Here is a 22596-nt window from a genome sequence, read left to right as displayed (position 1 = left end):
TAGCTATTGTTAAGTGGTTTTTTAGTACTATTTTCAATTCTATATACGTATTTCTATACCTATCGGTCGTTGTAAGCAAACTATTTTTATTCATCTTCGGCAGTAACATCATACCCCAAAATATCTAAAAGATCTTCCGCCTTTTGTTGGGCCCTGAACTGTTTGTAAGTGAAGTTACCGTTTTCATCCTTATCTATCAAAATATGTTTAGGCTGCGGTATTAAACAATGCTGTAAGCCGCCATAGCCACCAATAGATTCTTGATAGGCACCTGTATTGAAAAAGCCGATATATAATGGCTTCTCTCTTTTATACCTAGGCAAATATATAGCGTTCATATTCTGCTCGCTATTATAATAATCATCACTATCACAGGTTAGACCACCAAGCAAAACACGCTCATATTCATCGTTCCAGCGATTTATAGGCAACATGATAAATCTTTTATTGATTGCCCAAGTATCTGGTAATGTTGTAATGAAAGATGAATCGATCATATTCCATTTCTCGCGATCGTTCTGCTGCTTCTGATATAAAATTTCATAAATAGCGCCACCACTTTCACCTACCGTAAAGCTACCGAATTCGGTAAAAATATGAGGTACAGGAACATCAGCTTCTGAACATGTAATATTGATCTGATTTAAAATCTCATTGATCATATATTGGTAATCGTACTCGAAAGCCAATGTGTTTTTAATCGGAAAACCACCACCAATATTTAAGCTATCTAATGATGGGCATATTTTCTTTAAACGAACATATACTTTTAAACATTTTACAAGCTCGTTCCAATAATACGCATTGTCACGAATACCAGTATTAATAAAAAAGTGAAGCATTTTAAGCTCAACCTTGTCATTATCTTTTATTTGATTTTCGTAAAAAGGAACAATATTCTTATACCCGATCCCTAAACGAGAAGTATAGAATTCGAATTTTGGCTCTTCTTCTGATGCAATACGAATACCTACTTTAAAGGTGTCATTAATCGCATCTGACAATAAATCTATTTCTTCATAATTATCAATAATAGGCACACAATTTTGATGACCGCTATTAATTAATCGTGCAATATTGTCAATATATTTATCGCGTTTAAAGCCGTTACAGATAACATATGTTTGATCGGTTAATTTACCATCTTTCTTCAACTTCTCGATAATATTAATATCGAAGGCCGATGAGGTTTCCATATGGATCTCATTCTTTAAAGCCTCGTGCATTACATGCTGAAAATGAGAGCTTTTTGTACAATAACAATAATGGTATTTACCTTTATAATTATTCTTCTCTATAGCATTTGAGAACCAATTTTTAGCTCTTACTATATTATCTGAAATTTTTGGTAGGTAGGTGAATTTTAAAGGGCTACCATATTTTTGAACCAACTCATTTAAGGGTATACCGTGAAATTGCAGGTACTCACCATCTAAATTAAACTCTTCTTGTGGAAAATAATAGGTTTGATCGATAAGATCAATGTATTTGGTATTCATGAAATTAAGTTATAATGAAATTTGATAAAGTATAAATATAACAACTAGCCTAATAGTCGAAAGTTAAGAAAATGTAATCATCTTAACCAAGGTATCATACCAAAATTTGTTTCTGTGTGGTAGGTATAAAGAAATAATCATGCTGACTTTGCATGATTGCAGAAAATGAATTGGAAGTTTGCTTTACTAATCGGCAACCTATCTTATAAGCCATTTGTGGGAAAAACTTCCAATTTCCCTCAAACCCGAACATAGAATTACGATACATAATGTTCAGCTAAAAGCTTGAAATCTCAAACACACAAAGTAGCGCGTAAGAACAGGACAAATGAAATCAAAAAAAATGAAAAAACAAGGGTTTTCAGTTTTTTTACGACCATACACATTTTTTTTAATAATTCTATTGAAATTATTTGAAGTTAACCTATAACTAATTTATTTTTAGATAATTAACAAATGAAAATTAAATTATTCGAATGAAAAATATAACTATAACAGCATCTTTTCTATTCTGCATGCTATTTTTTATTGGCAATTTGGTGGGTTATAGTCAAATTCCCACAGGTATTTACACCGATACCATTGAAAGCAATGGCAAAAAAAGTGTACATCAGGTTAAACTAAATGACGATTATTTTATCTATAACGAGTATGAAATAGCCCCTAATAATTTTATAAAAACTCTAGGAGGATTTTTTCAGATTGAAAACTCCGCATCGAATAGTCTTTTAGTCATTCTTTTAGAATTTAATTCTGATTATGAAAAGGATGGTGTAAGAAAAATCTCTATCCCTTTTAGTATGGAAGGTGAAAATCTTAAAATGAATTGGTTTCAAGAATTGACCTTAACACCTAGTAATCATTCAACACAAGACCTCGATGGCGAGTGGCTTTTTGCAACCAGAGGACCAGGTACCGGTCAAGAAAGAAGAGGGGAAGGAAACACTAGAAAAACTTTAAAACTTTTAATGGACAATACCTTTCAGTGGATTGCCTATGACACAGAATCTTTTCGTTTTTCAGGAACAGGGGGAGGATCTTACAGTGCAGAAAATGGAATTTACAAAGAGCATATAGAATTTTTTTCTAAAGACAACTCTAGAGTTGGCGCACAATTAGAATTCAATTATAAACTCGAGGGTGATGACTGGCACCATACAGGAAAAAACAGCAAAGGAGAGCCCATGTATGAAATTTGGAGTAAAAGAGAATTATCAAGATTATAAAATCAATACCTGCATAAATACCGAATTTTGGTAAGCTATAAATAACCTACCATTCATCGAAAATAAAGCCTAAAGGTCTTTGCCCTGCTGTACTTTTTATATTTTAGATGAAAATTCCTACTTATGTCTAATTACATTAATCTTTTCGGATTTTTCGCAATTTGTTTAATAGTTGCCTTTTTGGTGGTATTTATTTTTAGCGAGAATAAGAATTAGATTAGCAAAATCCATTCTATTTTGACTAATTAGTCATTACTATATGGCAAAAGAAAAGCCGATTAAATAAATCGGCTTTATAGAACTAACTCAAATTATGAACGTATCCTTTTAAAAGGCATCGCAAAAATATAGTTCTATGTCTACCGAAAAGTAATGTAAACATCAACCTCTTGTTATTATATTGATTTAACTCCACTTTGCAAACGTTTTCAATTTCCTGAAAATTCCTACTCATAAACCTCAACAACCATCTCAACCTCAACGGCCATATTACCAGGTAAAGACCCCATGCCTACTGCAGCACGTGCATGTTTTCCTTTTTCTCCAAAAACTGCAACCATTAAATCTGAATATCCGTTAATGACTTTAGAGTGATCCTTAAAATCTGGTGAGGCATTGACCATGCCATGTACGCTTACAATCCTTTTAACTTTGTTAAGATTGCCAAGTTCTGCTTTCAAAACCGACAACTGATTAATACCTACCTCTCGAGCAGCTTGATAACCTTGATCAATAGTTAAGCTATCGCCTAGCTTCCCACTAATATTTTCACCATTAGCCTGTTTTGGACCTTTACCCGCTAAAAATAAAAGATTACCAGTTCTTACCGCATGCACATAATTTGCAACAGGCGTACCTTGATCACGTAACACAATCCCTAAACTATCTAAAGAATCTTCTGGGTTGTAATTAGCGCCTGCTTTAGTGCTCGTGATTTCATTTTCTTCGCTCACAGCCCTATCTATATCTCCACAACTTATCACAAAAGTGGCTAAAAGCATTAAAACACAGTATTTCATATTTTTCAAATTAAAGGTGATTATTTAGACTACAAGTTACCTAATACTTCATTATCAACACAATACCCCAAGATTCAATATAGAATGTATTGCATAAAAAACAGTAAAAATTGTGTAAATACTATTTTTTGTGCTTTCTGTCGTACTTAAGGTATCATTTTACTAAAAAAGCACTGATATTATTTCATTTTTATTAGTTTAGCAAATTAACCAAAACAACAACTAAATCAATTTAAATATGGACAGTTCTAACTCAACTTCTAAAGTAAATGCGAATAGGCTCTTTTATGCCAGCTGTTTCGCATTAATTACCACGGCATTCTCTTTTGCCATAGCGGCAGGAATATTAGACCAATTAAAAACTGAATTAGAATTAAGCGCTAGTCAAGCGGGACTAATAACCTCTATGTGGTTTTTAGGTTTCCCTATTGCTATGGTCATCGGTGGCTTAATTTATCATAAAGTAGGTGGAAAAGTAATTATGCAATTTGCATTTTTCGCTCATGCTGTTGGTATTTTACTCTTGATTTTTTCAGAAAGCTATATGGGGCTTTTAGTAGCAAACTTATTAATAGGCCTTGGTAATGGGTGTACTGAAGCTGCTTGTAACCCAATGATAGCTGATGCGTATAAAGGAAATAGAATGAGTACGATGCTAAACAGGTTTCATATGTGGTTTCCTGGTGGTATCGCTGTAGGTAGCTTGCTCTCTGGTTTTATGACAGATTTTGGTATTATTGGTCAAAGCCAAGTATGGTTATTATTAATACCAGCAGTAATCTATGCCTATTTATTTTATGGGCAAACTTGGCCTAAAGCTAAAATTGAAGAAGCTGCAACTATTAGTGGTAACTTAAAAGGCATGTTTACCCCGCTATTTTTATTTATAGGAATATGTATGGCACTTACTGCAATTTCTGAATTTGGACCAAACCAATGGGTAAGTCTTATCCTTTCTAAAAGTGGGGCTGAACCAACAATAATATTAGCATTAACTGCAGGTTTAATGGCGGTAGCACGTTATTTCGGAGGTAGCATGGTTGCTAAATTTAACCAAACCGGAGTTCTTTTGGGCTCTGCTGTTTTAGCAACTTTAGGTATCTATTTATTTAGTACACAAACAGGAGCTATGGCTTATGTAGCAGCTGTAGTTTTCGCGCTTGGAGTTGCCTACTTCTGGCCTAACATGATTGGTCTAGCTGCAACAAAAACACCAAAAACAGGCGCTTTGGGTATGTCTATTATTGGAGCAATAGGTATGTTCTCTTCTTCTATCTTTCAACCTATTATTGGTGGTTGGATCGACGCTGACAGAGCAACTGCAGAAGCACAAGGATTTACAGGTGATGAATTAGAATTAGTTTCTGGTCAAGAAACTTTAGGTACCATGGTTTTGTTTCCTGCTATCTTAATAGTTCTATTTACCATTCTATACTTCTGGTTAAAGAATAAAGAAAGTAATGTAGAGGTTGCCACTGCGTAACTACTACGATTAACATAAAAAAATGCCGAGCAATTGAATTGCTCGGCATTTTTTATTTGATTTAATTTCTACGTTTATTTCAACAGCAGTTCTAACAATTGTATAGCTGCATCACTAATTTTAGTGCCTGGGCCAAATACTGCCGTAGCACCAGCTTCCTTCAGAAAATCATAATCTTGTTTCGGTATTACTCCCCCAACAATAACCATAATATCTTCGCGACCGTAGCTTTTAAGTTCTTTAACTACTTCTGGCACCAAGGTTTTATGTCCGCCAGCTAGTGATGAAATTCCTAATATATGCACATCATTTTCTACCGCCTGCTTAGCCGTTTCTTTCGGAGTTTGAAAAAGCGGACCTATATCTACATCGAATCCTAAATCAGCATACCCTGTAGCCACAACTTTTGCTCCACGATCATGACCATCTTGCCCCATTTTGGCAACCATAATACGTGGTCTACGACCATCTTTTTCTGCAAATTGATCAGCTAGTTCTTGTGCTCTTTTAAAACTTGAATCATCTTTAATTTCTCTTGAATACACACCTGTAAATGAATTTATAATTGCCTTATGTCTACCAAATGCTTCTTCAAGAGCACTACTTATTTCGCCTAAAGTTGCTCTTTCTCTTGCGGCATCTACTGCTAAAGCTAATAAATTTTCTTGCGAATCGCTATCTTCAAGTTTAGTTTTAGCCGCTATAGTCAGTGCCTTTAACTTTTCAAGAACTACAACTGTATTTCTACTCTTCTTTATTTCATCTAATCGCTGTAATTGCTGTCTACGAACCTCTTTATTGTCAACTTCTAAAATTTGAAGCTCGTCTTCCTCGGTCAATCGATATTTATTAACACCTACAATTACATCTTGCTGACTATCTATACGCGCCTGTTTTCTAGCAGCAGCTTCTTCAATACGAGTTTTTGGGATACCGGTTTCAATTGCCTTGGTCATACCACCAAGACTCTCAACCTCTTCCATTAGCTCCCAAGCCTTATGCACCAACTCATGCGTAAGTTTCTCTACATAATAACTACCTGCCCATGGGTCTACGGTCTTGGTTATATTCGTTTCTTGTTGAAGATATATCTGAGTTTCTCTAGCAATACGCGCAGAGAAATCTGTAGGCAACGCTATTGCCTCATCTAAAGCATTCGTATGAAGGCTTTGCGTACCGCCAAAAACGGCTGCAGAGGCTTCTATAGTAGTTCTTGCTACATTGTTAAATGGATCTTGTTCTGTAAGACTCCATCCGCTAGTTTGGCAATGCGTTCTTAACATTAAAGATTTTTCGTTCTTCGGATTGAATTCTTTCACCACTTTTGCCCAAAGCATTCTTGCTGCCCGCATTTTAGCAATCTCCATAAAGTGATTCATGCCTATTCCCCAGAAAAAGGAAAGTCGCGGTGCAAAATCATCAATCAGTAATCCCGCTTTTATTCCCGTTCTTATATATTCTAATCCGTCAGAAAGTGTATACGCCAACTCTAAATGCGCCGGGGCACCCGCTTCGTGCATATGATAGCCAGAAATACTAATACTATTAAATTTAGGCATGTATTTACTGGTGTACTCAAATATATCTGCAACCAATTGCATAGATGGTTTCGGCGGGTAGATATAGGTGTTACGCACCATAAATTCCTTAAGAATGTCATTCTGTATAGTACCCGCTAGCTTATCTAACGAAACTCCTTGTTCTTCTGCTGCCACGATATAAAATGCCATTATTGGCAATACCGCACCGTTCATGGTCATTGATACAGACATTTCGTTTAAGGGAATACCATCAAAGAGTACTTTCATATCTTCAACGCTATCTATGGCAACTCCTGCTTTACCAACATCGCCCACTACTCTTTCGTGATCACTATCGTAACCTCTGTGGGTAGGTAAATCAAAGGCGACCGATAATCCTTTTTGACCTGCTTTTAAATTTTTTCTATAAAACTCATTACTTTCTTTAGCCGTTGAAAACCCAGCATATTGTCTGATCGTCCATGGGCGTAATACATACATGGTCGAATAGGGTCCGCGCAAAAATGGCGGTATACCTGCAGCAAAATTTAAATGCTCTATATCAACTATATCCTCTTTAGCATATTTCTTTTTTAATGAAATTGTTTCTGCCGTAGTAAATGTTGATTCTTCTGTTTCTAAAGTACCATTCTTCTGAATATTATCAGGTAATACCGAATCATTCAATTGAATATGTTGCAAATCTTTTCTACTCATGAGATAAACGGTTTTGCTCTAGTTCTTCTGCCAATCGTTTTTCGATAATCGGAGTAATCAATGTTTTTCGAGGATTCTTTTTTACGAACGGATACAGATCTATTTCCTGCGCCATTTTATCATTCTCATTTTGATACGCATTAGAACCTACCAAAACTGTTTTCTTAGTATTGAATTTCTCTTGTTGCTTTTGAGCACTATCAGCAATTCTATTCTGAATCGTATGATTTTTAAGCTGCTTTAAGAATCCACCATCCTTTTCAATTGTCTTGAACAAAATCAACGCTTTCTCAGCTAACTGAGTACTTATTGTTTCAATATAGTAACTACCTTCAGCTGGGTTTTCTACCTTATCAAAATAGCTTTCTTCTTTCAATAAAATAAGCTGATTAAAAGCTATACGTTCTGCAAAATCATTATCTTTTTTATATTCTGAATTATAATTTAAATTAAATACAGCATCAGACCCACCTAATACCGCAGACATACATTCGGTGGTGGTTCTAAGCAAGTTTACATTATAATCGTAAATGGTTTTATTTCGTCTAGAAGGTTGTGTAGTAATATGACATGGAATAGCAATATCATATGCTTGGGCAAGAACACTCCAAAGATTACGCAACGCTTTTATCTTAGCAATTTCAAAGAAATAATTACCACCTACTGCTACCTTAAAATCAATACTTTTAAGATTAGCAAGTTTTCCGCTCTCTTGTAAAATATTTAAATATTCATTGGCATGAGATAAAGCATTTGCCAATTGTTGCACCATATCTGCACCAGCATTTTGATAGAGAGAAACATCTACACTCAATAAATTGTCAATATTAAGTGCTGCTAAATCATTAACGAGATCAATATCTGAAGGCATAGATTCATACCAGTTCCCTGATCTTGCCAAATGACCGATAGGATCAACTTGAAAATGTATTTTATTGGAATCAGTAACCTTATCTAAAGTTTTAGTAATATAATCTTTAGACAAAAATTGCATGTCTAAATATACTTTTATGGCAGATAAATCAATATTGTTCAAAATAACCGCAGCATTTACAGTTTCTACCGGGATAACAAACCGGATTGCTTCAGCTCCTTTTGCTATATATTTCAGTGCCTTTTCATTAGCCATAATGGCATTACCTGCGTAGACAACCTGACCAATATTCCAAGAAGTAATATGAGATGAAGTAACCGTTATGTGTTCTAAATCTTCTGCATGGTAGAAAGGTTTTACTTTAATACCTTCAGGAGAATTCCACACCACTTCTTCATTATAATCTTTCCCCTTTAAATCGTATTGAATTTTCTGTTTCCATTCTTTTTCAGAAATGGGATTAAAATTTTCAAATAAGGTCTTACCCTTCATACAAGACGGATTTTAATTTAAAAACAAGTTCGTTTAATGTGTATTTAAAAAAGTATCAAATACCTACTATCAAAGATACGATAAGTAAATTGTGTTCTAGAACGACCCTATTCTATTAGTTCAGCTGCATTAAGATTACGAATTTGTTCTGTTTCAATTCGTGACAACTCTTTCAACGCTTGTTTCTCAAAAAGGACCGGAAGCTCTTTTAGCGGAGTACCAACAGGAGCTTCCCAATTAATATAATCTTGAAAACGAATGCCGTCTATAGTTCTCGGGTTATAGGCACTTCTAAAACGTACACCGCCATCATTGGTACTGTAGCTGTATGCCAAATAATTTATGTAGTGCGATTTTTTATTTATCCAATACATAAAAACATCATCGTGATCAGTACCACCACCTTCTTTACCAAATGTTACTCTAATAACATCGTAATCTTCACCTTTGATAACGGTTTCACCAACATCTTCTTTGTGTACCGCTTTATCATTTAGTTTATGTGGCAACGTTGCAAAATAAATAACTGAATTTAAGGCATTACTATATTTTGCTATGTCCTTCTCAGACAAATCGATCAACTCATTATTGATCTTTCTAGAAAAAGAACCGTTTTGTAATACATCTTCGATTTTATTTTGCACACTATCCTTGAAATTAACGCGGTATAGGTATCCATCGTTATTGTTAAAAGTGTACATTTTATTTCTAAATACGAACTCGTAATTAGCGGTATCATAGAAGCTACCGCCATGTGCTTTTATAGCATTTTGCACAATAGCCAATGTAGTCTCTTCCTTCAATTCTTGAGTAGATTTTTCACTTTGTCCTTCGCCAGTAGTGCGCTTATCAACATCTTTACAACTAACAATTGATAAAAATATAAAACCAAAAACTATTCTTAAAAATTTATTCATGTCTTTAAAATTAAATGGAACGGTAGGTGAATTCTATCGCTAAAAAAATAATAGTCGAAGGAGCTATTTACACCTATCGAGTCAAAGTTATTATATAAAAGAACAGTTTAATAGATTGATTATCATAATTAATGTTAATAGGAAACTGATTCTCAAATACAGAAAAAAGGATAAGCTAAAAAAAGAAACCGCACTAACCAACAATTTATATTGAAGATTAGTACGGTTTATTTGTCTTTACCAGTATATAAACAGGCAAGGCTATAAATTATGCAAGTTATTCTTGATTGACAACAAAAGCATGAATTACACCTGGCAACCAAGCTAGCATAGTCAATAAAATACTGACCAACAATGTTGTACCTATACCATGTTTTAGAAAAACAGCTAATGGTGGTAATAAAATATTTAGAATTATTGTTAAAAGCGACATAGAATTATTTTTTGGTTCGTTCAAAAATACCCAGTTCAAGCTTTTAAGCTTAACTCGATTCATTCGAATGATAACCTGAAACGCAGTTATAACAATCTCATGGGTAGTTAGTTTTCACGGTCCTCCAATAATTCTTCAATAATATTCTTTAATCTGTTTAACCCAATTGGTTTTACAATATAATCTGAGATGGCACTTATTTTCTTTGCTCTTTCTATATCAACTGGATCTAATGAAGACGAAACCATATAAATAGTGATTTTTTTACCTACTCTAGGTTTAATTTTCACGTATTCTTCCATGAACTGAAATCCGTCCATAACAGGCATATCAATATCCAAGAAAATAACATCAGGAAAAACAGAATCTTGTTCAAGATTATCAAGCATAAAATTTATAGCCTCTTCGCCATCAGAAAAAGCCATTATTTCCATAGGACATTTGGTTGATTCTAGTGCTTTTACCATTGTAAAACGGTAAATAGAATCATCATCAACAATACATGTTTTTAAAACATTATTCATAGTAAGCTTCATTAAAAAATTATTGTAAAAGTTGTGCCAACATTAACTTCACTTGTGGCGGTAATCGTACCACCCATTGCTTCAACTTGAGTTTTCGTAAGGAATAAACCAACACCCTTTGCATCTGGGTGTCTGTGAAAAACCTTGTTTAGTCCGAATAATTTGTGACCATGTTTTTCAAGATCAATACCCAAGCCGTTATCTTTAAATGTAATGATATTTCTACCATTCTTTACTTTAGAATTTACTATAATTTCTGGAGCCCTGTCTTTTGCTTTGTATTTTATGGCATTGCCAATCAAATTAAGGAAAATGCTTTCCATATATATTCTATTATAAGTGATGTTCGACACTTCTGTAAAGTCTCCTTTTACAATAGCATTTGAAGTTAAAATTACACCACTTAATGTTTGGGTCGTATTTTCTAAAATTTCATTTAAATCTACATTTTCCAATTCTTCTTGGGCATCACTAATTTTCGTTTTTAACGCTTCTATCAATGTATTTAATGTTAAAGTAAGGCGATCGATTACCGTATCGAACTTACCGAATATATCTAAGCGCTCTTCATCATCATCTAAAAGCTTATAAATCTCCATTAACGAGTTTAAATTAGCTACCGGCGCTCTTAAATTATGCGAGGTAATATGCGTAAAATCTGCCAGTTGCTTGTTCTGATATGAAAGTTTTTGAGCAACTATTTCTAATTCTTCTTTAGCATCAATCAACTTTTGCTCAGCAATTTTGGACTCTGTAACATCTTGGCAAGTGCCTATCATTTCAACGGTTTCCCCTTTATCATTTGAGAGAACACTAGCTAATATTTGAATGGTTTTAACATTACCTGCAAAAGTTATAATTCTATGGGTAAGCTTACCAAAAACCTGTATCTCTTGAGCTTTTTCAAAATGTAGTAATACATTTTCTTTATCATCATCATGCACCATTTGTAAATAAGTTGTAAAATCTAATTTAAATGGCTCACCTACATGATCTAAAAGAGCATAAAGATTTTCTGACCAAATAGCGATATCTTCAACTATATTCCACTGCCAATTCCCCATTAAACTAATTTTCTCCCCTAAATTCAAAAGGTCATTTTTTCTATGAAGTTCGTCCTTTACTTCCTTAATTTTCGAAATATCTGTAGCTACGGCAATAAAACCTTCATTTATACCTTTCTTATTATTTACAGCTGTAATAGTTGACAATACAGGAAAGGTGGTACCATTTTTTCTTTTATAAGTCCACTGTCTGGTATCGTTAATATTCTCATTTCTATAGTTATAATTTATATCTGTAGCATCTTTACCAAACTCTATTATAATATCTTTTTTGAACTGATCCAATTCTTCGGCACTGAGATAAATTTCCGGTTTTTGTAAACCAATCATTTCTGCAGCAGTATACCCTAACAATTTTTCAGCACCGCTGTTAAAACGATTAATGATTCCGTTTTTATCAGTGGTAATTATAGCGGTAGATTTAGAATTAAAAATTGCCTCAAGTTCTGAATCTGCCTTATTAAGACGTTGCTCGGTAAGTCTTATACTACTTACATCTTGTAAAATACCATAAAATCTTATTGGCACTCCAGATATACTTTCAACTTTACCTAAAATTTTCGCCCAGATAGTATTCCCTTTTGCAGTAAGCATTTCTACATCCATATCTACAGTAGAACCATAATCAATTGCATTTTGAATTGCAATTTTAGCAGCTTGTTTATCTTCATCGTATTTAAAAAACTCTAATGCACCATCTACTGTTGGTCTAAAATCATCTGCAACTTCATAGATTTTATAGGCCATCTTATTCCATAAAAGTTCTTGAGTAGAAAGGTTTATCTCCCAAGTTGATATACGTGCAATTTCGCTGGTATCATTTAAAATAGATTCAACACGTTTTCTCTCAAGTTCCTTTTCTTTTTGGTCTGTAATATCGCCAGTATGCATTAAGAGTCCGCCAATTTCTCCGTTAGCATTATACCAAGGTCGAACATCCCAATAAATCCATTGAATAGAACCATCTGCACGTGTAAATGGTGCTTCGTCGCAAATATCGATTGCACCCTTAAGACATTCTTGATTTTTAGTTTTCCAATCATCACCTATTTCTGGAAAAATATCATAATGAGATCTACCAACAATTGTCTCATCCTCTAATTTAAAATCTTTGAGCCAACGCTGAGAAGCAGCTAAGTACACCATATTGGTATCTAACATAGCAATAGCTGTGGGCGTTTGTTCAATGAATATTTGGTGATGCTTTTCCAAAAGCTCGGTATTATTACGGTAATGACTCAATTTATTGATTTTAACAAGTATATATGTTAAAAATAGTAATAAAATACTGATAAGTAATGAAATGGGATATGACCTCCTTTAAAAAGATTTTTGGTAATGAATGGATATGACTTTAAAAAAGGCAAAAAGACAACTGTCTAGATATTAAGGACAGAATTATGATTTTGAGTTTTTTACTTCTGACTTAAAAGGAACTTTTGAGGTTATTTTAAACGGTTTAAAGAATTACCGGAAGCAACTATAAGTATCAAAGGAAATTACGATGTACAGTCTGTACTTAAATTACTAAGATGAATTTAAGTTATATTAATGCCCAAAAGTAAAATCTTTACTTCAATAAACTAGCAAAATTGTACGATGCATTTACAAGATTTTCCCTGCTATTTTCCATAGCTTCTTTTAGAGTAGAAATGCCTCTTAAAATTAACTCGAAAATAGTAAGTCCCGCATTAACAACAGTCGATCAACCTGGCGATAAAATAGGTAGAACGGCAGTTCGCTTTTTAATTCAAGAACTTGAAAACCCTACCAATGATGTAATGACAAAAACCGTTGAGATCAAAACTAGCCTGATTGTTAGAGATTCTTCGCTAATGGTATAAAGCTACAGAACCTCTTAAAACAAGTGGACATCCACTTTTAAAAACCGAACATTACAACGGAATATTACCATGCTTCTTCTTTGGTAAAGTAGCTACTTTATTTTCTAGCATAGTGTATGCTTTTATTAGTTTTCTTCTGGTATCTTTTGGTAGAATTACCTCATCTATAAACCCTCTTTGTGCAGCGCTATATGGGTTTGCAAATAATTCTGCATACTCAGCCTCTTTTTCAGCCAATTTCGCCACAGGATCATCAGAAGCACTTATTTCTTTCTTAAAAATAATTTCACTCGCTCCCCTTGCTCCCATCACTGCAATTTCTGCACCTGGCCAAGCATAATTTAAATCGGCTCCAATATGTTTAGAGTTCATTACATCGTACGCACCACCATATGCTTTTCGTGTAATAACCGTTACTTTAGGTACTGTTGCTTCACTTAGAGCATATAATAATTTTGCACCATTAGTTATAATACCGTTCCATTCTTGATCAGTACCCGGTAAAAATCCTGGTACATCTACCAAAACTAAAAGCGGAATATTGAAACAATCGCAAAAACGAGTAAAACGTGCTGCCTTTTTAGAACTATCAACATCTAATACACCCGCCAAACTAATAGGCTGATTGGCAACAATACCAATGCTTTTACCACCTAATCGTGCAAAGCCCACAACGATGTTATCGGCATACGCTTCATGAATTTCAAAGAATGTGTCTTGATCAATAATTCCGTTGATGACGTGACGCATATCGTAAGGTTGATTTGCATTCTCAGGAACAATATCTTCTAATACATCGCGCACCTCATTACCTAGCTCAAATGGCAAATCTGCTGGTTTATCCTCACAATTCTGAGGCATATAACTAATCATCTGCTTAATCTGATTGATACATTGAATATCATTCGCAGCCGTCAAATGCGTTACTCCAGATTTGGTAGCATGGGTTAACGCTCCACCCAATTCTTCTGATGTTACCTCTTCATTTGTTACTGTTTTTACCACATTGGGTCCTGTAACAAACATATAACTAGAATTCTCTACCATTAAGGTAAAATCGGTCATGGCAGGCGAGTAAACCGCACCACCGGCACATGGTCCCATTATGGCAGAAATCTGAGGAATTACTCCCGATGCCATTACGTTCTTATGAAAAATATCAGCGTATCCACCTAATGAACGTACTCCCTCTTGAATTCTGGCTCCTCCACTATCATTCAGACCAATCATTGGTACGCCTATTTTCATAGCCATATCCATAATTTTAAGGATTTTTTCGGCATGGGTTTCAGAAAGTGCCCCGCCAAAAACCGTAAAATCTTGTGCAAAAACGCAAACTTGTCTTCCGTTAATAGTTCCGTAACCTGTAACTACTCCGTCGCCATAGAAAACTTGTTTTTCCATACCGAAATCTTTAGTACGGTGGGTAACCAAAGCGCCCATTTCTTCAAATGAGCCCTCATCTAACAAAAAATGAACACGTTCACGAGCAGTTAACTTTCCTTTGGCATGCTGTTTATCAATACGTGCTTGACCACCACCTAATTTAGCCAATGCCAGTTTCTCTGCTAGTATCTGTTTATTATCTTTCATTCTAATTTTTCAAATCAATTTGCAATTTTAAGCTCTACTCTTCTTCCAATTCGAAGAAACCTTAGTCGGAATTTTTACTATTTTATCATTTTCTAAATACAGCTTTAAGGCTACTAATGCTGCTATTCTTTTTTCTTCAGCATACTGCTTTTCTAAATGCTCTGGAGAATAGTAGTTTTTGACAAAATGTGTATCAAAATTTCCTGATGTAAAAGCTTCATGTTCACATACAAATTTGCCAAAAGACAAGGTTGTTGCAACACCTTCAACTTTATAACCATCAATTGCCTTTATCATTAACTGAATAGCTTCCTCCCTATTTTTTCCATAGGTAATCAACTTAGAAATCATGGGGTCATAATAAATTGGAACCTCCATACCTTCTTCGAAACCATCATCAACACGAATACCTTCCCCAACGGGAGTTTTGTAAGTTGACAGCGTACCGATACTCGGCATAAAATTAGCTAACGGGTCTTCGGCATACACACGAACTTCAAGCGCATGACCTGTTATTTTCAAATCTTCTTGGGTAAAAGCCAACTTTTCGCCACGAGCTACTTTTATTTGTTGCTCTACCAAATCAATACCAGATATTAACTCAGAAACCGGATGCTCTACTTGCAACCTGGTGTTCATTTCTAAAAAATAAAAATTCTTCTTTTCGTCTAGTAAAAACTCCACCGTACCCGCACCCACATAATCACAAGCTTTTGCCACTTTAATAGCAGCTTCACCCATCGCTTTTCTAATTTCTGGAGTCAATACTGCTGACGGAGCTTCTTCAACTACTTTTTGATGCCTTCTTTGAACACTACATTCACGTTCAAATAAATGAACTGTATTGCCATGTGTATCGGCTAATACTTGAATTTCGATATGCCTAGGCGAACCCACATACTTTTCTATAAAAACAGAACCATCGCCAAAAGCGGCTTGCGCTTCACTGATCGCCCGTTGCATTTGTTCTGGTAAATCTTTCAAGTTTTCAACAACACGCATTCCTTTACCGCCACCACCTGCAGAAGCTTTTATTAAAATCGGGAAACCTATCTGCATAGCTACCTTTTCAGCTAACGCCACATCGGTTATTGCCTCTTCGATACCTGGCACCATAGGAATATCATAATCACGAACCGCTTCTTTGGCAGCTAATTTATTCCCCATCACCTTAATAGCATGAGGCTTAGGACCAATGAAAGTAATCCCATTATCTTCAACCATTTGGGCAAACACCGCATTTTCACTTAAGAATCCGTAACCTGGGTGAATACCTTCAGCACCGGTTACTTTTGCCGCATTAATAATTTTCTCCATCACTAGATAAGATTCTGATGATGGCGCAGGCCCCAATAAAACTGCTTCATCAGCAAACTTTACATGTGGAGAATGACGGTCAACCTCTGAGTAAACAGCAACGGTTTTAATACCCATTTTTTGGGCAGTTTTCATTATTCGTAAAGCTATTTCACCGCGGTTGGCTATTAGTATTTTCTTCATTAAAACTTATTTTACTCGATATTCGAGATTTAATCCCTCATTGAGGGTTTAATTTTCTAAGACTTGCTCGTCAGTACCATTGGGCGGGTCTCAATATTATAGGATTTTTCTCTTAGGAGTGTATCAAAGGTCTCATCCTAGGTCACGTATTCTATATGCCATAACAGCTATCGTGTTTGGTATCTACTCCATTTCAATAATCACTTGTCCCTTTTCTACAGCGTCGTCTTTCTTAATCTCAATAGACTTAATAATCCCCTCACCTTGCGCAAGAATAATATTTTCCATTTTCATTGCCGATAAAACCAATAAGGGAGTACCTACTACAATCTCTTGACCCACCTCAACCATTACAATTACAATTAACCCTGGCATTGGTGCTTTTACCTCATTTAGTTTTTGAGTCGTAACCGCTAGCAATCCCATTTTTTTGACCTGCTGATCGTACTCGTCTTCAAGCTTTATGTCATACATATTTCCGTTGATAGACAATGACATCGTCTTATTCAAAAAATCGGAATGGACAATCTCTACTTGAAAAGCACTATTATTATCTAAAACATGAAGGTTTTTTGCATCGACATTAATGCTATCTAGAGCATCGACATCGCTACTATTAACATGCAGTTCTTCTTCGTTTACGGTAATTAAATAGTTTGACATATTTTATATTATAAAACAACTTATAGTGTGTACCAAAGATATTGAAAAAGATTGGCGATGAATTTTACCAATTAAAAAAGTGCCATTCCATTTCAATATGTATACCACGGATGTCTAAAATTTTAAAATAGGATACAGAATAGCGCACCGAATTTTAGATTTTAAATTGAAATATTGATGTTATAGGATAAAGTAGAAATCTATGACAAACCGATATAGGTGTTAACCAGTATTGATTAAAAACAAAAAGACCTTATCATCTCTGATAAGGCTTTCGCTTTTTGCTCCTCCTCTTGGGCTCGAACCAAGGACCCTCTGATTAACAGTCAGATGCTCTAACCAACTGAGCTAAGGAGGAATTTATGTTATTTTAAAGTCTTTTTTTGACTTGTATTTTGCAATACTTAATTGCTTTAGCTTCCTAAATCGGGTGCAAATATAGTGGTTTTTTAAAAGTCTCCAAATAAATAAATTATTTTTTTTATTTAAATATCAATTTATACACATCGTTACCATTTGCGAACAGTAATAAGGCTATTAAAATAAAGAAACCTGTTACTTGTGCGTACTCTAAAAACTTATCGCTTGGCTTTCTACCAGTAACCATTTCATATAGCAAGAACATAACGTGTCCGCCATCTAAAGCAGGTATTGGCAGAATATTCATAAATGCAAGAATAATCGATATAAACGCAGTTGTAGCCCAAAATTGAGGCCAGTTCCAAGTATCTGGAAACATACCACCAATAGCAGCAAAACCACCAACCTCTTTATAAGCACCGGTATCAGGATTAAAGATTTTCTTCATCCCTTTTATATAGTCTGTAAGAGTCTTAACACCTTTGTTCCATCCGGCGGGGATTGATTCTACAAAACTGTATTTTAATTGTTTTATTTGAAAATAACCCTTCTCTTGATACTCCTCCATAGAACCTAATCCTGCATAAATCCCAAATTTACCTTCGTCAGAAACCTTTGCATTCAGAGAAACTTTATCACCTTCCCTCATAACTTCTACAGGAACGGTTTTACCTTTATTAGCCGCCAACACAGGAATCACCTGATCTTGAAACTCTACAGGTGTGCCGGCAATTTTTACTACAGCATCACCTTCTTGAAATCCGCTCTCTTTATTTGGAGAATCTTCTGGAATACTTCTAACTACAAACGGATTTCGGTATGAAATAAACCTCGCATTCTCCCTATTGTCAGAAATAGTTTCTATAAAATCTACCGGAATATCCTTTTCTATGATTTCACCATTTCGCTCTAGAGTTATTTTTTCACCATAAACCACTTCTGGCATTATACTATTCAAAGATTCAATTTCTTTACCATCAACAGCAATAACCTTATCTCCTGTTTCTATTCCAAGTGCATTCCCTAAGGTTGTGTCAGTTATCCAAACACCATCTTTTAAACTATCGTTTGCAATATATTGCTCTCCATAAGCATAAGCTAAACCAATAAAAATAATTACCGCTAGCACAAAATTGACAGTAACACCACCTAACATGATAATTAAACGTTGCCAAGCTGGTTTGCTTCTAAACTCCCATTCCTTAGGTTCTTCTGCCATGGCTTCTTTATCCATGCTTTCATCTATCATTCCAGATATTTTCACATATCCGCCTAATGGCAACCAACCTATTCCGTATTCAGTTTCTCCTATTTTCTTTTTGAAAAGTGAAAACTTCACATCAAAGAATAAGTAGAATTTCTCTACTCTTGTTTTAAAATATTTTGCTGGTATAAAATGCCCTAACTCGTGTAGTACTATAAGTATAGAAAGGCTTAAAAAAAATTGTATTGTCTTTATTATAATGGGGCTCATTCTTTTTTCCTGAAAATTAAAATCGCACAAAAGTACATTTTTACAACCGCTAAAAAAAAGAAACACACTGAGGTAGTGGTATTTTATGAATAATTTATAACCTGAACCTACCTATTTGCTTGAAAAATAAAGCACCCTAGCGTACCTTTGTAAAAAATTCGTATGCGTTCTTTTTTTGCTAAATTCAAGTTATTCGGTCTGGTGCTACTGCCAATTTCTGCAGTTATCATGTATCTGTTCTATAATGCCTTACAACCTGTAAAGCTATTACCGGTATATTCGCCTGCTATGGTGAATGCAGAATTGGTTTCTGAAGAGATTCAGCATGTTAGAAAATACCATACTATCGCCGATTTCTCTTTGACCAACCAAAATGGCGAAACGATTACTCAAGAAGATTACAAGGATAAAATTTACATTGCCGATTTCTTCTTTACCACCTGTCCTACTATTTGCCCTATAATGACCAAGAATATGGTCGATCTACAAAAAGCCCTTGGTAACGATTCTGGTGTAATGTTATTATCACACTCGGTAACACCAGAAATAGATTCTGTAGCTCAGCTAAAGAAATATGCCCTAGAAAAAGGGGTAGACGATGCAACATGGAATTTAGTTACGGGTGATAAAAAACAAATCTATGATCTTGCCCGTAAATCGTATTTAGCCGTAAAAACAGATGGTGATGGCGGACCGTTTGATATGATACACACCGAAAATTTCATTTTGGTAGATAAGAAAAAGAGAATTCGAGGTTTCTATGATGGCACCAAGAAAGAGGATATCGATAAGATTTTAGCTGATATCGAAATTTTAAAAAAGTCTTACGACGAAAACAACGATTAAACCTTTAAGGTAAGACAGTCTAACAGTATTAGATTTAAGATGTATTAATTTCCTAATTGAATTATTTGCTTTACTTTTGTTACTTATAATGAATCTAAATAAAGATTGGAAACTACAGTCGCACATTTAAAAAGAGGTCAAAGGGGAATTATTAAAGAATTCACCGAAAACCTATTACCTATAAAACTACTAGAGCTAGGTTGTTTACCAGGTAATGTAGTAGAATTAGTGCAAGTAGCTCCTTTAAATGATCCCATCTATATCAATGTCAACGGATCGCATATTGCCATAAGAAGAGAAATGGCCTTACATATAGCACTTGATATTATTGAAGATAATGTGGTTATATGAGCAAACAAATCAATGTAGCCCTTATCGGGAACCCAAACACCGGTAAAACTTCAGTTTTTAATCAGCTTACCGGGTTAAACCAGAAAGTAGGTAACTACCCAGGTATTACCGTTGAAAAAAAAGAAGGAATCTGTAAACTTCCACGAGGTGTAAAAGCCCATATTTTAGATTTACCAGGCACATACAGCTTAAACACAACCTCTTTAGATGAAAGTGTTGCTGTCGAACTGCTTCTCAATAAAAATGATAGAGACCACCCAGATGTGGCCATTGTAGTTTCCGATGTTGAGAACCTAAAAAGAAATCTTCTCCTTTTTACACAAATAAAAGATTTAAAAATACCCACTATACTGGTCATTAACATGGCAGACCGTATGTCTCGAAAGGGTATTACAATAGATATAGAATTACTAGAAAAAAAGCTAAACGCCAAAATTGCATTAGTAAGTACCCGAAAAGAAACGGGTATAGAAAAACTAAGAGAATTAATTGCCGATTATAAGAATTTACCAAAAACGCAAAATGTAGACATCTCTGTAATCGCGCCCGATTATTTTGAGAAACTTTCTACCACCTTCCCAAAAGAAGATGTGTACAAACTATGGCTGGTTATAACTCAAGATGTCAATTTTATGCCTCTTGAAAAGACATTATTTAAAGATGCCACTTCGTTTGCCACCAAATCTAAATCTGAATTAAAGCGTCTTCAACAGAAAGAAACGATTTTAAGATACCAGTTTATTAACGGAATTTTAAAAGAGACCTATAAGGTCGACGTTAATGCTGCCAAAGGTTTTAGAGCAACTTTAGACAAGGTGCTAACACATAAAGTATTTGGCTACCTTATATTCTTTCTAATTTTATTGACCATATTTCAAGCCATTTATGGATGGAGCGAATACCCGATGGATCTTATTGACGGTTTTTTTGCATCAGCTACAGAATGGGTAAAAAACACATTGCCACCAGGGGTTTTCACAAACCTAATTGCAGAGGGAATTTTATCTGGTATTGGCGGTATTGTTATTTTTATTCCACAGATAGCGTTCTTGTTTCTTTTTATAGCCTTGTTAGAAGAAACGGGCTACATGAGTAGGGTGGTATTTTTAATGGATAGAATAATGCGCCCGTTTGGCTTAAGTGGTAAAAGTGTAGTTCCGTTAATATCAGGAACAGCATGTGCTATACCTGCAGTGATGGCTACCAGAACTATTGAAAACTGGAAAGAACGATTAATTACCATATTAGTAACTCCGTTTACCACCTGCTCGGCGCGTTTGCCAGTCTACCTGATTATTATAGCATTAGTCATACCCGAAGGTAGCTTTTTAGGCTTAAGCTATAAAGCACTGACCTTAATGTCATTGTACTTAATGGGTTTTGGAGCCGCTATTCTATCGGCGGTAATCTTAAATAAAATACTTAAAATAAAGAGCAAATCTTTCTTTGTGGTAGAAATGCCAAATTACAAATTACCATTGCTTAAAAATGTAGGCTATACCGTTCTTGAAAAGACCAAAAGTTTTGTTTTCGGGGCAGGTAAAATCATTTTAGCAATTTCTATAATTCTATGGTTTTTAGGCTCTAACGGATCTTCTGACGAATTTAAAAATGCAGAGACCATTGTAACCAACCGTGTAGAACAAGAAGGTTTCAGTACCAGTAGTGAAATTTATTTTGACACCCATCAAGATGGTTTAGATATAAACAACTCAAATGCATCTGACCAACAAAAAGAACTTGAAGAACGCGCATTAGCGCAAGAAATAGCAGGTTATAAACTAGAGCACTCTTATATGGGCCATATGGGTAAAGCTATAGAACCTATTGTAAGACCTTTAGGCTATGATTGGAAAATTGGTATTGCCGTCATCACCTCATTTGCAGCCAGAGAAGTTTTTGTCGGCACATTGGCAACTATTTACAGCGTAGGTAATGATGAAGAAGAAACCATAAAAAATAGAATGGCCGCAGAAGTAAACCCTAGAACTCAAAAGCCACTATTTAATTTAGCTTCTGGTGTTTCGCTACTTCTATTTTATGCATTTGCCATGCAATGTATGAGTACATTGGCCGTAGTAAAAAGAGAAACGAATTCTTGGAAATGGCCTGCGGGGCAACTAGTATTTATGAGCCTATTTGCTTATATTGTTGCTTTAATAGCTTATCAATTATTAAAATAAAAACACATGATACA

The 22596-nt window shown here is 34.9% G+C and carries 18 protein-coding genes and 1 tRNA gene; 6 read left to right on the top strand and 13 right to left on the bottom strand.

All coding sequences use genetic code 11. The features are described from left to right. Nucleotides 1-86: 86 nt before the first annotated feature. The gene (locus ACPF9A_RS11285) at nucleotides 87-1499 is read right to left on the bottom strand and encodes an arginine decarboxylase (RefSeq protein ID WP_423996940.1); all 1413 of its coding nucleotides are present in this window, start codon (nucleotides 1497-1499) and stop codon (nucleotides 87-89) included. A gap of 476 nt (nucleotides 1500-1975) precedes the next feature. On the opposite strand from ACPF9A_RS11285, the gene ACPF9A_RS11280 reads away from it, so the two are divergent. After that, nucleotides 1976-2725: a hypothetical protein gene (locus ACPF9A_RS11280; protein WP_423996938.1), complete on the top strand. Its 750-nt coding sequence runs from the start codon at nucleotides 1976-1978 to the stop codon at nucleotides 2723-2725. Nucleotides 2726-3171: 446 nt separating this feature from the next. Here ACPF9A_RS11280 and ACPF9A_RS11275 read toward each other — a convergent pair whose 3' ends face one another. Further along, complete coding sequence (locus tag ACPF9A_RS11275; protein ID WP_423996936.1) at nucleotides 3172-3744, bottom strand: RidA family protein; 573 nt, start codon at nucleotides 3742-3744, stop codon at nucleotides 3172-3174. 238 nt (nucleotides 3745-3982) lie between these two features. Here ACPF9A_RS11275 and ACPF9A_RS11270 point away from each other — a divergent pair, with 238 nt between their 5' ends. Next, entirely contained in the window at nucleotides 3983-5227 is a 1245-nt protein-coding gene (locus ACPF9A_RS11270) for an MFS transporter (RefSeq protein WP_423996934.1), read from the top strand. Nucleotides 5228-5301: 74 nt separating this feature from the next. Here the strand turns inward: ACPF9A_RS11270 and scpA are convergent, their stop codons facing one another. The 6 genes from scpA to ACPF9A_RS11240 form a co-directional block, all read right to left on the bottom strand. Continuing rightward, nucleotides 5302-7464, bottom strand: a complete 2163-nt coding sequence (gene scpA, locus ACPF9A_RS11265; RefSeq protein WP_423996932.1) for a methylmalonyl-CoA mutase — start codon at nucleotides 7462-7464, stop codon at nucleotides 5302-5304. Beyond that, a complete protein-coding gene (locus ACPF9A_RS11260) occupies nucleotides 7457-8830 on the bottom strand; it encodes a methylmalonyl-CoA mutase subunit beta (RefSeq protein WP_423996930.1) in 1374 nt (457 codons plus the stop codon). The genes scpA and ACPF9A_RS11260 overlap by 8 nt, the downstream gene beginning before the upstream one ends. Nucleotides 8831-8937: 107 nt before the next feature. Further along, complete coding sequence (locus tag ACPF9A_RS11255; RefSeq protein ID WP_423996928.1) at nucleotides 8938-9747, bottom strand: DUF6503 family protein; 810 nt, start codon at nucleotides 9745-9747, stop codon at nucleotides 8938-8940. Between the two features lie 277 nt (nucleotides 9748-10024). Then, nucleotides 10025-10180, bottom strand: a complete 156-nt coding sequence (locus tag ACPF9A_RS11250; RefSeq protein WP_073241915.1) for a YqaE/Pmp3 family membrane protein — start codon at nucleotides 10178-10180, stop codon at nucleotides 10025-10027. 107 nt (nucleotides 10181-10287) lie between these two features. Continuing rightward, the gene (locus ACPF9A_RS11245) at nucleotides 10288-10704 is read right to left on the bottom strand and encodes a response regulator (RefSeq protein WP_423996925.1); all 417 of its coding nucleotides are present in this window, start codon (nucleotides 10702-10704) and stop codon (nucleotides 10288-10290) included. Between the two features lie 11 nt (nucleotides 10705-10715). Beyond that, the gene (locus ACPF9A_RS11240; RefSeq protein ID WP_423996923.1) at nucleotides 10716-13010 is read right to left on the bottom strand and encodes a PAS domain S-box protein; all 2295 of its coding nucleotides are present in this window, start codon (nucleotides 13008-13010) and stop codon (nucleotides 10716-10718) included. Between the two features lie 350 nt (nucleotides 13011-13360). Here ACPF9A_RS11240 and ACPF9A_RS11235 point away from each other — a divergent pair, with 350 nt between their 5' ends. Next, nucleotides 13361-13612 carry a substrate-binding domain-containing protein gene (locus tag ACPF9A_RS11235; RefSeq protein ID WP_423996921.1) on the top strand — a complete coding sequence of 84 codons (252 nt, stop codon included), beginning with the start codon at nucleotides 13361-13363 and terminating at the stop codon, nucleotides 13610-13612. Nucleotides 13613-13663: 51 nt separating this feature from the next. Here the strand turns inward: ACPF9A_RS11235 and ACPF9A_RS11230 are convergent, their stop codons facing one another. The 5 genes from ACPF9A_RS11230 to rseP all read right to left on the bottom strand — a co-directional run bounded on the left by ACPF9A_RS11230 (nucleotide 13664) and on the right by rseP (nucleotide 19202). Continuing rightward, on the bottom strand, nucleotides 13664-15205 hold the full coding sequence (locus ACPF9A_RS11230; RefSeq protein ID WP_423996919.1) for an acyl-CoA carboxylase subunit beta: 1542 nt from the start codon (nucleotides 15203-15205) through the stop codon (nucleotides 13664-13666). Nucleotides 15206-15232: 27 nt separating this feature from the next. Beyond that, complete coding sequence (gene accC / locus ACPF9A_RS11225; RefSeq protein ID WP_423996917.1) at nucleotides 15233-16705, bottom strand: acetyl-CoA carboxylase biotin carboxylase subunit; 1473 nt, start codon at nucleotides 16703-16705, stop codon at nucleotides 15233-15235. 183 nt (nucleotides 16706-16888) lie between these two features. Beyond that, the gene (locus ACPF9A_RS11220; RefSeq protein ID WP_423996915.1) at nucleotides 16889-17368 is read right to left on the bottom strand and encodes a biotin/lipoyl-containing protein; all 480 of its coding nucleotides are present in this window, start codon (nucleotides 17366-17368) and stop codon (nucleotides 16889-16891) included. A 284-nt stretch (nucleotides 17369-17652) separates the two neighbouring features. Beyond that, nucleotides 17653-17726: transfer RNA gene (locus ACPF9A_RS11215), tRNA-Asn, on the bottom strand. Between the two features lie 123 nt (nucleotides 17727-17849). Continuing rightward, nucleotides 17850-19202: an RIP metalloprotease RseP gene (gene rseP, locus ACPF9A_RS11210; protein WP_423996913.1), complete on the bottom strand. Its 1353-nt coding sequence runs from the start codon at nucleotides 19200-19202 to the stop codon at nucleotides 17850-17852. 162 nt (nucleotides 19203-19364) lie between these two features. Here rseP and ACPF9A_RS11205 point away from each other — a divergent pair, with 162 nt between their 5' ends. The 3 genes from ACPF9A_RS11205 to feoB all read left to right on the top strand — a co-directional run bounded on the left by ACPF9A_RS11205 (nucleotide 19365) and on the right by feoB (nucleotide 22582). Then, the gene (locus tag ACPF9A_RS11205) at nucleotides 19365-20048 is read left to right on the top strand and encodes an SCO family protein (RefSeq protein ID WP_423996911.1); all 684 of its coding nucleotides are present in this window, start codon (nucleotides 19365-19367) and stop codon (nucleotides 20046-20048) included. Nucleotides 20049-20153: 105 nt separating this feature from the next. Then, complete coding sequence (locus tag ACPF9A_RS11200; protein ID WP_423996909.1) at nucleotides 20154-20399, top strand: FeoA family protein; 246 nt, start codon at nucleotides 20154-20156, stop codon at nucleotides 20397-20399. After that, entirely contained in the window at nucleotides 20396-22582 is a 2187-nt protein-coding gene (feoB, locus tag ACPF9A_RS11195) for a ferrous iron transport protein B (RefSeq protein ID WP_423996907.1), read from the top strand. The genes ACPF9A_RS11200 and feoB overlap by 4 nt, the downstream gene beginning before the upstream one ends. The last annotated feature ends 14 nt before the right edge of the window (nucleotides 22583-22596 follow it).

It is taken from the genome of Maribacter sp. IgM3_T14_3 (genome assembly GCF_049603095.1).
Classification (GTDB): Bacteria; Bacteroidota; Bacteroidia; order Flavobacteriales; family Flavobacteriaceae; genus Maribacter.
This window is presented reverse-complemented; position numbering and strand designations above follow the sequence as displayed.

Coding starts and splice junctions, on each gene's coding strand:
- ACPF9A_RS11285 (WP_423996940.1), bottom strand. CDS start 1,499: ATGAATACCAAATACATTGATCTTATCGATCAAACCTATTATTTTCCA.
- ACPF9A_RS11280 (WP_423996938.1), top strand. CDS start 1,976: ATGAAAAATATAACTATAACAGCATCTTTTCTATTCTGCATGCTATTT.
- ACPF9A_RS11275 (WP_423996936.1), bottom strand. CDS start 3,744: ATGAAATACTGTGTTTTAATGCTTTTAGCCACTTTTGTGATAAGTTGT.
- ACPF9A_RS11270 (WP_423996934.1), top strand. CDS start 3,983: ATGGACAGTTCTAACTCAACTTCTAAAGTAAATGCGAATAGGCTCTTT.
- scpA (WP_423996932.1), bottom strand. CDS start 7,464: ATGAGTAGAAAAGATTTGCAACATATTCAATTGAATGATTCGGTATTA.
- ACPF9A_RS11260 (WP_423996930.1), bottom strand. CDS start 8,830: ATGAAGGGTAAGACCTTATTTGAAAATTTTAATCCCATTTCTGAAAAA.
- ACPF9A_RS11255 (WP_423996928.1), bottom strand. CDS start 9,747: ATGAATAAATTTTTAAGAATAGTTTTTGGTTTTATATTTTTATCAATT.
- ACPF9A_RS11250 (WP_073241915.1), bottom strand. CDS start 10,180: ATGTCGCTTTTAACAATAATTCTAAATATTTTATTACCACCATTAGCT.
- ACPF9A_RS11245 (WP_423996925.1), bottom strand. CDS start 10,704: ATGAATAATGTTTTAAAAACATGTATTGTTGATGATGATTCTATTTAC.
- ACPF9A_RS11230 (WP_423996919.1), bottom strand. CDS start 15,205: ATGAAAGATAATAAACAGATACTAGCAGAGAAACTGGCATTGGCTAAA.
- accC (WP_423996917.1), bottom strand. CDS start 16,705: ATGAAGAAAATACTAATAGCCAACCGCGGTGAAATAGCTTTACGAATA.
- ACPF9A_RS11220 (WP_423996915.1), bottom strand. CDS start 17,368: ATGTCAAACTATTTAATTACCGTAAACGAAGAAGAACTGCATGTTAAT.
- rseP (WP_423996913.1), bottom strand. CDS start 19,202: ATGAGCCCCATTATAATAAAGACAATACAATTTTTTTTAAGCCTTTCT.
- ACPF9A_RS11205 (WP_423996911.1), top strand. CDS start 19,365: ATGCGTTCTTTTTTTGCTAAATTCAAGTTATTCGGTCTGGTGCTACTG.
- feoB (WP_423996907.1), top strand. CDS start 20,396: ATGAGCAAACAAATCAATGTAGCCCTTATCGGGAACCCAAACACCGGT.